This window comes from Brevundimonas sp., assembly GCF_016463295.1.
Lineage (GTDB): Bacteria > Pseudomonadota > Alphaproteobacteria > Caulobacterales > Caulobacteraceae > Brevundimonas.
On the sequence record NZ_JAEMRO010000013.1, the window covers coordinates 1 to 12637 of the forward strand.

The 12637-nt window shown below is 65.7% G+C and carries 8 protein-coding genes; 5 read left to right on the forward strand and 3 right to left on the reverse strand.

Annotated elements, in window-relative coordinates:
• Positions 1-237: 237 nt before the first annotated feature.
• The gene (locus tag JHC81_RS05260) at positions 238-3078 is read right to left on the reverse strand and encodes a TonB-dependent receptor (protein WP_366465661.1); all 2841 of its coding nucleotides are present in this window, start codon (positions 3076-3078) and stop codon (positions 238-240) included.
• A gap of 60 nt (positions 3079-3138) precedes the next feature.
• Positions 3139-3450: a hypothetical protein gene (locus JHC81_RS05265; RefSeq protein ID WP_292171621.1), complete on the reverse strand. Its 312-nt coding sequence runs from the start codon at positions 3448-3450 to the stop codon at positions 3139-3141.
• On the opposite strand from JHC81_RS05265, the gene JHC81_RS05270 reads away from it, so the two are divergent.
• On the forward strand, positions 3437-5188 hold the full coding sequence (locus tag JHC81_RS05270) for an alpha-amylase family glycosyl hydrolase (RefSeq protein ID WP_292171624.1): 1752 nt from the start codon (positions 3437-3439) through the stop codon (positions 5186-5188). The two genes, JHC81_RS05265 and JHC81_RS05270, sit on opposite strands and share 14 nt — an antisense overlap.
• Entirely contained in the window at positions 5185-6813 is a 1629-nt protein-coding gene (locus tag JHC81_RS05275) for an alpha-glucosidase family protein (RefSeq protein ID WP_292171627.1), read from the forward strand. Before JHC81_RS05270 ends, JHC81_RS05275 begins: the two co-directional genes overlap by 4 nt.
• 137 nt (positions 6814-6950) lie before the next feature.
• Here JHC81_RS05275 and JHC81_RS05280 read toward each other — a convergent pair whose 3' ends face one another.
• Positions 6951-7958 (reverse strand): LacI family DNA-binding transcriptional regulator, encoded by a 1008-nt coding sequence (locus JHC81_RS05280; RefSeq protein WP_292171629.1) that lies wholly within the window; start codon positions 7956-7958, stop codon positions 6951-6953.
• A gap of 107 nt (positions 7959-8065) precedes the next feature.
• Between JHC81_RS05280 and JHC81_RS05285 the strand changes: the two genes are divergently transcribed.
• The 3 genes from JHC81_RS05285 to JHC81_RS05295 all read left to right on the forward strand — a co-directional run bounded on the left by JHC81_RS05285 (position 8066) and on the right by JHC81_RS05295 (position 12629).
• Positions 8066-10135: a glycoside hydrolase family 97 protein gene (locus JHC81_RS05285; RefSeq protein ID WP_292171630.1), complete on the forward strand. Its 2070-nt coding sequence runs from the start codon at positions 8066-8068 to the stop codon at positions 10133-10135.
• 65 nt (positions 10136-10200) lie between these two features.
• On the forward strand, positions 10201-11691 hold the full coding sequence (locus JHC81_RS05290) for an MFS transporter (RefSeq protein WP_292171689.1): 1491 nt from the start codon (positions 10201-10203) through the stop codon (positions 11689-11691).
• Positions 11688-12629, forward strand: coding sequence for an alpha/beta hydrolase-fold protein (locus JHC81_RS05295; protein WP_292171633.1), 942 nt, complete (start codon positions 11688-11690; stop codon positions 12627-12629). The genes JHC81_RS05290 and JHC81_RS05295 overlap by 4 nt, the downstream gene beginning before the upstream one ends.
• Positions 12630-12637 lie beyond the last annotated feature (8 nt).

Consider the following 12637-nt stretch of genomic DNA (forward strand, 5'->3'; position numbering starts at 1 on the left):
GGCCAGGCCTGTGCCCTTGCGTGGTGCGGTCGAAGTGTCGGTCATGTCTCTCCCCGGGGGTCGTCGGCGGCATCCGCACGACGATCAAGAAGCCTAGGTTTCATCCGTGCGCGGTCACGTCCAGCGCATTCTTGCAGGCGGTAACCAAATGTGCCCCACCCGGCATAAGGAAGCCCGGCCAAAGAAAAGGCCGCCCCGGTCTCCCGCGGCGGCCCCAGTCTCGACCGTTCAGGGCGGTCAGTAGCGGTAGTTGATGCCGAACAGGAAGGTCCGGCCATAGGACTGGTAGTTGATGGTCTGACGCTCGTCGCTGTTGACGTTGGTCGTGAACTCCTCGTCCGTCAGGTTGTTGACCTGGGCCAGGAAGGACAGGCCTTCCAGCGGTCCTGACTGGAACTGATAGCCGATCTGGGCATCGACGACGCTCTCTTCGCCGACCTGGCGGAAGGTGCGCGAGTTGCCGAAGCCCGAGACCTCACCCGTGAACTCCGAACGGTAACGGTTGCTGACCCGCGCCTGGAAGCCGTCCTTTTCGTAATAGAGGGTGGCGTTGGCGACGACTTCCGACAAACCGGGAATGGGCTGCGACGGCTCGCTTGGATTGGGCGTGATGTCGCTCTCGGTCGAGGAGATGCTGAACGTCCCGCCGAACCCTTCCAGCCAGGGGTGGATGAAATCGAAAGGCGTGGAGACCGCGAATTCGACACCCTGGATCGACCCGCCCTCGCCGTTCTGGGGCGAGGAAATCTGACCGATAAAGGAGGCGGGCGTGTCACCGGGTATGACTGGATAACCGGTGAAGTCGAACAGGACGTTCTGGTTGTAGATGTAGGATTCCAGATCCTTGTAGAAGGCCGCGATCGAGATGTAGGCCGACCGTCCGAAATAGCGCTCGTAGGAAATGTCGAAGACATTGGCGATCCACGGACGCAGTTCCGGATTGCCACCGCCACCGTTGAAGTACGCCTGAAGCGGATCTGTCGATCCTTCGTTCTGCTGATTGACCCCATAGGTCTGGGAAGCACGCAGCTCATCCATCCGGGGACGCGCAAAGGTGCGGGCCGCGGCCATGCGGATGAACTGATTTTCCCATGGCTCGAAGATCAGGTTCAGCGAGGGGTACAGCTGCGTATAGCTGTCGCCGCCCGAGATGGGGGCCACATCGCTCCCACTGGCCGAGAAGCCGTCCGAGCTCTGATCCGTATGGACGATCTGCACGCCCAGATTACCCGTGACCGGGATGGAGCCCATGGTCGTATCGATATCGGCCTTGATATAGGTGGTCAGAATCTTCTCGTTGACCGCCCAGCTGCCGGCGATGACGTTAGCATCCAGGTTGGGGATCAGGTTGTAGGCCCCGCTACCGACCAGACCCGAGACGTCGTAGCTGAGCACGCCGCCGTTGATGCCGACGAAGTCCAACGATGTCGGAGCCAGCAGGAAGCGGTCCGGCACACGCAGGTTACCGGGCGAGTTCGGCAGGACCAGATAGTACTGTTCGTTGTCCAGCGACTTGTCGCGCTCATTGCCATAGACGCCGATTTCCAGACGGCTGAAGGCGCTGCCGCCCTCCAGATCGATGTGGGCCGACAGGTTGATCGCGGTCAGTTCGTCCTCGATGGCCGGGCTGTTCAGATAGCCGTCCTGGCCGTTCGGAGCCGAAGCCCCACCCCAGCCCTGCGGGCTGGTCAGGACGATCAGGTTGGGATCGGCATAGTTGAGGTTGGCCGTAAAGCGCGGTGCCTCACCTGGCTGAATCTGGAAGCCGAAGGAGTCCAGAGCGCCATTGATGTTGCGGCCCGTTCCGGCCAGCGTCTCGTAAAGCTCGTCGCTGCGCTCGGCCTTGGACCAGCTGACGTCCGCCTCCAGCATGACACGGTCGGTCAGGTCGTACTGGGTGTTGAAGCCCAGGGCGTTGATTTCGGTCTCACGCGCGAACTCATAGTTCTGAACCAGAGCCTTGACGTTGTCGAAGGTGCCGCTGGTGATCAGGCCGTCCTCGACAGTAAAGTCGGGGCGAAGTGCGGGGCCGGGACGGCACTGCCCGGGAACCTGAACATTTCCGCTAATTTCACAGCCGCCGAGTACCGGAGGCGTCGCGCCACCGTTTCTTGACGGAAACTCGGATAAGCCCCCCCAGAACAGGGGCGCTTCCAGACCACGCAGGATCTGGGTGTTGTCGAAGGTCGAGTGATAGGCGTCGATGATGGTGCGGCTGCGGTCGTTGGGGCGCCATTCCAGCACGCCCATGAAGGCGTCGCGTTGCAGGTCGCCGGACATGACGCGGAACTCCGCGCCCCCCAGCACCAGATTGTTGTCCCCGGTCGTCGGATAGGGCGGGCCCCAGGCGCGGAACTGCTCGGCCTGATAGGGCGAACCGGTGTGGGCATAGCCGAAGGCGATACCGATGGTGTCGTCGGCGAACTGGTCGATATAGGACAGGCTGTAACGCTCGCCTGCGTCCTCGGTACCGGCGTTCAGCGCGCCCTTGTCGTTCAGCTCATAGCGGAAGTTCGCCGCGATGGCGCGTCGCCCGAAGGTCAGCGGACGCACGGTTTGCAGGTCGACCGTCCCGGCCAGGCCTTGCCCGACCAGGGCGGCGTCCGGCGTCTTGTAGACGGTCACGCCGCTGAGCAGTTCGGACGGATACTGGTCGAACTCGACGCCACGGTTGTCGCCGCTGGACACCTGTTCGCGCCCGTTCAGCAATGCCGTCGTGAAATCGGGGCCCAGGCCGCGCACGCTGATGACCTGACTGCGCCCATCCAGGCGCTGCGACGTCAGACCCGGCAGGCGGGCCAGCGATTCGGCGATCGACACGTCCGGCAGCTTGCCGATGTCCTCGGCCGTGATGACCTCGACGATCGAGCTGTTGTTGCGCTTGGCCGCGATGGAGTTCTGGATGGAGGCGCGGATGCCGGTGACGACGACCTCGTCGATCTCGGTCGCTTCGTCCGGATCGGGCTGGGCCGGCGCATCCTGAGCGGCCGCGCCGCCGGCGAATGCCAGAAGGCTGACGGCACCGATGGCGGCACCGGTCAACAGACGCGCACGACGTGTGACGTGGGTTCTCATCATTCTCTCTCCCTCAGGCCGTCGTCGCATTTCTGGTGAAGCGTCCGGGCTCTGATCGCAAAGTTATGCAAACTTGTGAGAATGTTGCAAGCCTGTAATCTCGATGAGCTGTTGAACAGTGACGAAAATGCGACGCCACAACGGCATATATTGCGGCGCAACAAGGATTTTGGGGCCTTTCGCCGTGATTTCGCCATTCGACATCAATGGATTGACAGCCAGCCAAACGACTGCAAAATCTTGCAAAGCGATCCAGCAGGCCATGTCGTCTGTGGACATTTGAGGGAGGCCGCCCATGAGAGGAAAGGCTGTGACAGGGCGCAGGCGGCGAATCGCCCTGAGCGCCGCACTGAGTGCCGTAATGTCGTGCGCCACGAGCGCGGCCTGGGCTCAGAGCCCCGCCCTTGAGGCCTTGCGCCAGCGTCCGGCCGAGGACGAGGTCATCTATTTCCTGCTGCCGGATCGTTTCGAGAATGGCGACATGGCCAACGACCGGGGTGGTCTAACCGGCGATCGGCTGACGACAGGCTACGACCCCACCGATCCCGGCTTCTATCACGGCGGCGATCTGAAGGGCCTGACCGAGCGACTGGACTATATCCAGGGCCTGGGTGCGACGGCGCTGTGGATCGCGCCGGTGTTCAGGAACAAGCCTGTCCAGGGTCGTCCGGGTCAGGAAAGCGCCGCCTATCACGGCTACTGGATCACCGACTTTACCCGCGTGGATCCGCACCTGGGCACCGACGAAGATTTCCGCGCCCTGGTCGATGCGGCCCATGCGCGGGGGATGAAGGTCTATCTGGACATCGTCATCAATCACACGGCGGACGTCATTCAGTACCGCGAATGCCCGGCCAACGACTGCGACTATCGCTGGAGCCGCGACTATCCGGTGCAGCGCCGCGGCGGGCTGGACGGAGACCCGATCAATCCGGACTTCGACGGCACAGACGTCGCTCGGATCGTGCGCCCCGACTATGCCTATACGCCCTATGTGCCCGCTGGCGAGGAGACGGCCAAGGCACCGGTGTGGCTGAATGAGGTCGGCCTGTATCACAACAGGGGCAACAGCGCCTGGTATGGCGAGAGCGCGCTGGACGGCGACTTCGCGGGTCTGGACGATGTGATGACCGAACATCCGCGCGTCGTCCGGGGCTTCATCGAGGTCTATGGCGACTGGATCGAGCGCTATGGCATCGACGGTTATCGTATCGACACCGTCAAACACGTCGATCCTACCTTCTGGCAGGCGTTCGTGCCCGCCATGCTGGCGCGGGCCGAGGCGGCGGGCATCCCCAACTTCCACATCTTCGGCGAAATCTATGCCTTCGAGCCTGGCGAGCTGGCGCGCCACACCCGCGTCGACGGCCTGCCCAGCGTTCTGGACTTCGCCTGGCAGCGGGCGGTGCAGGAGTCTGTGGCTGGCACGCAGGGCGCGGATCGCCTGGCCCGCGTAATCCATTCCGACCCCGTCTATGAAGGGGGCGAGGCGGCCGCGCTACGCCTGCCGACCTTCATCGGCAACCACGACATGGGTCGGATCGGGCACCTGATCCTGAAGGAACGGCCCGACATTTCGGATCGGGAACTGCTGGATCGCGCCACCCTGGCCCAAGCCATGATGATCCTGGGGCGCGGCGTGCCGGTCATCTACTATGGCGACGAACAAGGTTTCACCGGTGACGGCGACGACCGCCGCTCGCGTCAGGACATGTTCGAGACCCGCGTCCCCAGCTATGCCGATGACCGCCGTATCGGTCGGGCCTCGGGCCCATTCGATACCGAGGCCGAGATGTACCGCCGCATCACCGAGATGACCCGCGTTCGCGCCGCCGATCCCCGTCTGCGCCGGGGCCGCGTCCTGGTTCGCACCGCCGATCAGACACCGGGTATCCTGGCCCTGTCTCGCCTCGACGATGCCGGCGAGACCCTGGTGGTCTTCAACACCGCGACCGAGGCCCGGCAGGTGAATGTGCAGGTGGACGTCGGCAGTGCAGACTGGCGCAGTCTGATTGGCACCTGTCCGACCGCCAGCGCTGCCCCCGGTGCCGTGTCTGTTTCCGTGCCCGCTTTGGGCTACATCGTCTGTGTATCCGAAGGCCCTGTGACGTGACCGCCCTTACGCTCGAACACCCCGCCGTCCAGACCGCCGCCGACACCGAATGGTGGCGCGGGGCCGTCATCTATCAGGTCTATCCACGCAGTTTCGCGGACAGCAACGGCGACGGCATCGGCGACCTGAACGGCATCACCGATCGGCTTGGGCATATCGCCTCCCTGGGCGTGGATGCGGTCTGGATCAGCCCCTTCTTCACCTCGCCGATGAAGGACTTCGGCTATGACGTGGCCGACTATTGCGACGTCGATCCGATCTTCGGCACCCTCGCCGATTTCGACCGCCTGATCGACAAGGCCCATCGGCTGGGCCTGCGGATCATCACCGATCTGGTGTTCGCCCATACCTCGGACCAGCACGCCTGGTTCGACGACAGCCGACAGTCGCGCACCGGTCCGCACGCCGACTGGTACGTCTGGGCCGATGCCAAGCCCGACGGATCGCCGCCGTCGAACTGGCAGTCCGTCTTCGGCGGCCCGGCCTGGACCTGGGACGCCCGGCGCGGCCAGTATTACATGCACAACTTCCTGCCCTCGCAGCCGCAGCTGAACCTGCACAATCCGGACGTTCAGGACGCCCTGCTGGACGCCGCCCGCTTCTGGCTGGATCGGGGTGTGGACGGCTTCCGGTTCGACGCCATCAACTTCGCGATGCACGATCCGAAACTAACGGACAATCCACCCCTGCCCCCCGGCGGCAAGCGGACCCGCCCCTTCGACTTTCAGGACAAGATCAACAACCAGTCCCAGCCCGGCATCGTCGACTTCGTCGCCCGCATCCGCGCCCTGACGGACAGCTATGGCGGCCGGTTCAGCGTGGCAGAGGTCGGCGGCGACCATGCCGAACGCGAGATGCAGGCCTTCACCGCCGGCGACACGCATCTGAACAGCGCCTATGGCTTCCTGTATCTCTATGCCCCGTCCCTGGCGCCGGATCTGGTGCGCGAGGGGGCCGAGGTCTGGCACGGGCGGGGCGGTCAGGGCTGGCCGTCCTGGACCTTCTCGAACCACGACGCGCCGCGCGCCATTTCACGCTGGGCCCAGGGCCGCGACCCCAAGGCCTATGCCGAGATGGCGATGCTGCTGCTGATGTGCCTGCGCGGCAATGTCTTCATCTACTATGGCGAGGAACTGGGGCTGCCCCAGGCGGAGGTGCCGTTCGAGCGCCTGACCGATCCCGAGGCCATCACCAACTGGCCCCAGACCCTGGGCCGGGACGGAGCCCGCACCCCCATGCCGTGGCAGGCCGATCGGCCGCAGGCAGGATTCTCGTCCATCGAGCCCTGGCTGCCGGTGGACCCGCGCCATGCTGCGCTGGCCGTGGATCGTCAGGAAGGCGACCCGACCTCCATGCTGCATTCCACCCGGCGGTTGGTGGCGTTCCGCAAATCACAGCCCGCCCTGATGTGGGGCGACATGGCGATGCTGGACGCCGGGCCCGGCCTGCTCAGCTTCGAGCGCACCCAGGGCAATGAGCGACTGATCTGTGTTTTCAACCTGGGCCATGCCGCCGCCGACTGGACCCTGCCCGACGGCTGGCGGGTCATCGAGGCGGTCAATCTGAACGCCCCGCCAGAGGGCCAGCTGCCGCCCATGGCCGGCCTGGTCATGGCCACGGCATGATACAGAGCGCCCTCATTCCTTCCCCTTGGGGGAGGGGGACCGCGAAGCGGTGGAGGGGGCAAACCCTGGACGCAGGCGTCGCGGCAGGCCCCTTCCACCATCCTTCGGATGGTCCCCCTCCCCCGAGGGGGGGGGAATTAGCCGCCGCAGCTCTCGCGCACGATCAGGTCGGTGGGGATACGCTCCGACCGGCCAACGGATGTGCCGGAGTTGTCGAGCAGCTTGGACACCAGCAGGCGGCCCGCCTTCATCGTGTCCTGGGCGATCGTCGTCAGGGCCGGGCGGCTGTAGCGGCTGAAGGGGACGTTATCGAAGCCGATGACCGAGACATCTTCGGGCACCCGCAAGCCCGCATGCAGCAGGGCCCGCACGGCCCCCAGCGCGATCTGGTCCGAGGCGCAGACAATGCCGTCGAACTGGACGCCGCGCCGGATCAGACTGTCGACCGAGGCTTCCGCGGATTCGACCTCGAAATGCGCCTCCATGATCAGATCCGGATCGGCGTCGAGCCCGGATTTGGCCAGGGCCTCCAGATAGCCCCGGTGCCGCTGCATCGATTCGGGCGGGTCCAGATCGCCCAGGAACACGATACGCTTTCGTCCCAACCGGGCCAGATGCAGGGTCGCGCGGCGCCCCCCCGCCAGGTTGTCGGACCCGACCGAGCAATAGAGCTGATCGGCCAGTTCGGCGCCCCAGACCACAAACCGCCCCTCGGTTTCGGCGAGACGGTTCAGGCTCTGATGCAGGAAGCTCTGCCCCAGAAAGATAACGCCATCGGCTCGAGTGTTCATGGCCGCCGCCATGTCGTCATGGTTGGCCGGCGAGAAGTGGCTCAAGATCACGTCGCATCCCCGCTCGCGCGCGGCCTCGCCGACCCCGGCCAGCAGTTCCAGAAAAAAGGGATCGCTGAGGCGCCCTTCCCGCCCCTGCGGACGGGGCGTGACCAGGGCGATGACGCCCTCGGCCCCCACGGGTCCGGCGGGCATGTAGCGGCGGAACGGATAGTCGTGTTCGCGCGCCAGCTTCCAGATCAGCTGTTTGGTCCGCGCATTGACCGCCGGGCTGTCGTTCAGCGCCCGCGACGCCGTCGAAATCGAGACGCCCGCCAGCTTGGCCAGGTCTTCCAGACGGGTGTTGCGGGTCACGCTTCGGCTCCGGTCGAAATCACGTCTGCAAAATTTGCTGCAAACCTTGCTTGTTCTGCGCCGCTACGGTCGCGCTTGGCAAGCCCCTGTTGCCGGAGTGCCCCTTGATGCTGACCCGCCGCTTCCTGATCACGACCACGGCTTTGATGGCCGCGGCCCCCGCCATGGCCCCCGGAATGGCGAGGGCGCAGGCCGCTGCACCCTCGGTCACGGCGTCGTCGCCCGACGGCGTCCTGTCGGTTCAGGTCGGGGTCAATGGCGAGGGTCGCCCCGAGTATTCGGTCACGCGCCTGGGTCGCCCGGTCATCGCCCCCTCGCGGTTGGGCTTCATCCTCACCGACGGTCCCAAGCTGGAGCGCAACTTCACCGTTTCCGCAGAGGCCCCGACCCAGCACGATGACACCTGGGAGCAGCCCTGGGGCGAGCAGCGCTTCATCCGCAATCGCTATACCCAGTTGCGGGTCCGTCTGACCGAGCGCAACGGCCTGCAGCGGCGGCTGGACGTGGTCTTCCGCCTGTACGACGACGGCATCGGCTTCCGCTACGAATTCCCCGAACAGCCCGGCCTGACAACCGTCCGCATCGGCGACGAGCTGACCGAGTTCGCCGTCGTCGAGCCCGGCACCGCCTGGTGGATCCCCGCCTTCGAATGGAACCGCGAGGAGTACCTCTACAACCGCACCCGCATCGACGGCGTAGGTGTCGCCCAGACGCCGCTGACCGTGCGCACCGACAACGGCCTGCATGTCTCGCTGCACGAGGCGGCCTGCGTCGACTATGCCGGCATGAACCTACGCCGGGTCGAAGGCGGGCGGTTCAAGGCGGCGCTGACACCCGGCCTGACCAATGCGGCCGTCGAGCGCACCGCCCCCTTCTCCACCCCCTGGCGCACGCTGCAGATCGCGGACCGGGCGGGGGATCTGGTCGAATCGCACCTGATCCTGAACCTGAACGAAGCCAATGTGCTGGGTGATGTCAGCTGGTTCAAACCCATGAAATACATCGGCATCTGGTGGGAGATGCACCTGGAGCTGAAGAGCTGGAACTCCGGGCCCAAACACGGGGCCACGACCGAAAACGCCATCAAACACATCGATTTCGCGGCCAAGCATGGCTTTGGCGGCGTGCTGATCGAGGGCTGGAACGTCGGCTGGGACGGCGACTGGTTCGGCACCGGCTGGGACTACAGCTTTACCCAGGCCTATCCCGATTTCGACATCGAACGCGTCGCCGCCTATGCCCGCCAGAAGGGCGTGGAGATCATCGGCCACCACGAGACGGGCGGCAACGCCTATCACTATGACAAGCAGCTGGACCCCGCCTTCGCCCAGATGCAGCGGTTTGGCTGGCATTCGGTCAAGACCGGCTATGTCGCCGACGCGGGTGGCGCGCGGGTCGCCGGGCCCGATGGCCAGCCGCGCCTGGCCTGGCACGAAAGCCAGCCCATGGTCCAGCACCACATGCGGGTCGTCGAGACGGCGGCCAAGTATCAGGTCGCGGTCAATGCCCACGAACCATTCAAGGATACGGGCCTGCGCCGCACCTATCCCAATATGATCAGCCGCGAAGGGGCGCGCGGCATGGAGTTCAGCGCCTGGGGCCAGCCGGGCAATCCGCCGGAGCATGAGGCCAATCTGGTTTTCACCCGCCTGCTGGCCGGGCCGATGGACTACACCCCGGGCATCTTCGGCATGCAGACCCGCAGCCCGGACGGCGTCGCCACCACCTGGGCCAAGCAACTGGCGCTGTATGTCGTCATCTATAATCCGATCCAGATGGCGGCCGATCTGCTGGAAAACTACGAAGCCAATCCGGCCCCCTTCCAGTTCATCAAGGACGTGCCGGTCGACTGGGCCGAGACCCGCGTGCTGGACGGCGAGATCGGTGACTATATCGTCACCGCCCGCAAGGACCGGAACTCCGACATCTGGTGTTTGGGCGCGGTGACGGACGAGGAGCCGCGCGTGCTGTCGGCTCATCTCGGTTTCCTCGATGCCGGACGACGCTACCGCGCCGAAATCTATCGCGACGGCCCCGAGGCCGACTGGAGGGGCAAGCGCGAGGACATCGTGATCGAACAGCGTGAAGTGACCGCTGCGGACACCCTCAGCCTGCGTCTCGCCCCCGGCGGCGGTCAGGCCATTCGCTTCGTGCCGATCGGAAGGGCTCGCCGTTGACCGACTATGCCCCCCGGACCCTGCTGACCGCGCGCCCCCGCCTGACGCGGCTGGCGATCTGGAACATGTGCGTCGGCTTCTTCGGCATCCAGATCGGCTTTGGCCTGCAGAACGCCAACAACAGCCGCATCTTCCAGACCCTGGGGGCCGAGGTCGACAGCCTGGCCATCCTGTGGATCGCCGCGCCCCTGACCGGCCTGATCGTCCAGCCCATCATCGGCCATTTCAGCGACAAGACCTGGGGGCCTCTGGGCCGTCGCCGTCCCTACTTCCTGTTCGGGGCCATCGCGACGACCCTGGCACTGATCTTCATGCCCAACGCCCCCGTCCTCTGGATGGCGGCGGCGACGCTGTGGATCATGGACGCGGCGATCAATGTCACCATGGAGCCGTTCCGCGCCTTCGTCGGCGACAACCTGCCCGAGGAACAGCGCGCCACCGGCTATGCGATGCAGAGCTTCTTCATCGGCACCGGCGCCGTCTTCGCCTCCTGCCTGCCGTGGCTGCTGACCCAGGGCGGCGTCGCCAATACCGCCCCGGAAGGCATCGTCCCCGACAGCGTAAGGATCAGCTTCTACGTCGGCGCCGCCTTCATGCTGACGGCCGTCCTCTGGACTGTCTTCTCGACAAAAGAATACAGCCCCGAACAGATCGACGCCTTCGAAGGCGTCCGCCCGGCACCGCTGACCGATCACGAACAGCGCCCCGCCGCTCGCTATCTCAACGGAGGGCTGATCTGGCTGGCCGTCGGGGCCCTGGCCTTCCTCGCCGTCTGGTTCGTGCGTGACCAGGCCGTCGCCCTGCCCGCCGACGTCGAGGACTGGCGCAAGGCCGTCGGCAAGGAGCTGTATGTGCTGGCCGGCTTCGTCGCGGGCTTCGGCGCGCTGCAACTACTCGTCGCCGCCTTCCGCCGCGCCGCAAAATCCAACGGCCTGACCGAAATCCTGGACGACATGTTCGGCATGCCCGAGACCATGCGCGGTCTGGCCGTCGTCCAGTTCTTCAGCTGGTTCGCCCTTTTCGCCATGTGGATCTACACCACCGCCGCCGTCACCGCCGTCCACTTCGGGTCGTCCGACACGACCTCGGTGGCCTATAATCAGGGGGCGGACTGGGTTGGCGTCCTGTTCGGCATCTACAATGGCGTCGCGGCCCTGGTGGCCTTCGCCCTGCCGGTGCTGGCTCGGCGGATCGGCAAGCGCGGGGCCCATGCGGTCGCCTTAGCCATGGGCGGCCTGGGTCTGATCGGCATCTTCCTGATCCGCGATCCCCAGATGCTGTGGTTGCCAATGATCGGTGTCGGCATCGCCTGGGCCTCGATCGTCTCGATGCCCTACGCCATCCTGTCCAGCGCCGTGCCGGGGCGGAAGATGGGCGTCTATATGGGCGTCTTCAACATCTTCATCGTGGTGCCGCAACTGGTCGCCGCGACCCTGCTGGGCCTGATGCTCAACGCCCTGTTCCAGTCCCAGGCCATCTGGGCCCTGGTGGTCGGCGGGATCAGCTTCTTCATCGCCGCGGTCATGAGCCTGCGGGTACGCGAGGTGAAGGCGTGAACCGGCGCGGCCTCCTGGCCACCCTCGCCGCCCTGCCGTTCGCCGGCGCGGCCCAAGCACAGGTAGTGGCCCAGGCCGGCGCGATCGCGGGCGGGCGTCTGGTCGAATACGAGGCCGTGGCCTCGGCGCATCTGGGGCCGCGCAACGTCACTGTCTGGCTGCCGCCCGGCTATGACGCCGGCTCGGATCGCCACCCCGTCCTCTACATGCACGACGGCCAGAACCTGTTCGACCCGGCGCGCGCCAACTTCGGCGAATGGGGTGTGGACGAGCATCTGGTGCGGCTGATCGAGACCGGTCAGGTCCGCGCCCCCATCGTCGTCGGCGTCTGGAACACACCGTTGCGCCTGCGCGAATACGCCCCCGCTGACCTGATCGCCGCCCTGCCCGCCGAGGTCCGCGACAGCCTGATGCCGATGTACGGCGGCGCTCCCCTGTCCGACGAATACCTGCGCTTTCTGGTCGAAGAGCTGAAGCCCAGCATCGACAGCGAGTACCGCACCCTGCCCGGCCGCGACGAAACGGTGATCGCGGGCTCCAGCATGGGCGGGCTGATCTCGCTCTATGCCATGATGAAGCACCCCGACGTCTTCGGCGCCGCCGGCTGCCTGTCCACCCACTGGCCCCTGCGGCTCGAGCGGCTGGAGGGCGATGCGCTCAACACCTGGCGCGAGGCGGTGGTCCAGGCCTGGTCCGACGTCATCCGGCGCGGCCTGCCCGATCCGGCGAAGCACCGCCTCTATATGGATCGCGGCGACGAGACCCTGGACCAGTTCTACGTCTTCTTCCAGTCGCGCATCGACACGGTGATCCGTGACGCCGGCTGGGGCCCCGACCGCTTCCGGACGCTTGTCTTCCCCACCGCCGAACACAACGAGAAGAGCTGGAACAGCCGCCTCGACGTGCCCCTGACCTTCCTTCTGTCGCCGAACCTGTGAGTCCCCAC

What these genes read in the sequence shown, in the direction of transcription:
- JHC81_RS05270 (WP_292171624.1), top strand. Translation starts at nt 3,437, where the DNA reads ATGTCGTGCGCCACGAGCGCGGCCTGGGCTCAGAGCCCCGCCCTTGAG.
- JHC81_RS05285 (WP_292171630.1), top strand. Translation starts at nt 8,066, where the DNA reads ATGCTGACCCGCCGCTTCCTGATCACGACCACGGCTTTGATGGCCGCG.
- JHC81_RS05260 (WP_366465661.1), bottom strand. Translation starts at nt 3,078, where the DNA reads ATGATGAGAACCCACGTCACACGTCGTGCGCGTCTGTTGACCGGTGCC.
- JHC81_RS05290 (WP_292171689.1), top strand. Translation starts at nt 10,201, where the DNA reads ATGTGCGTCGGCTTCTTCGGCATCCAGATCGGCTTTGGCCTGCAGAAC.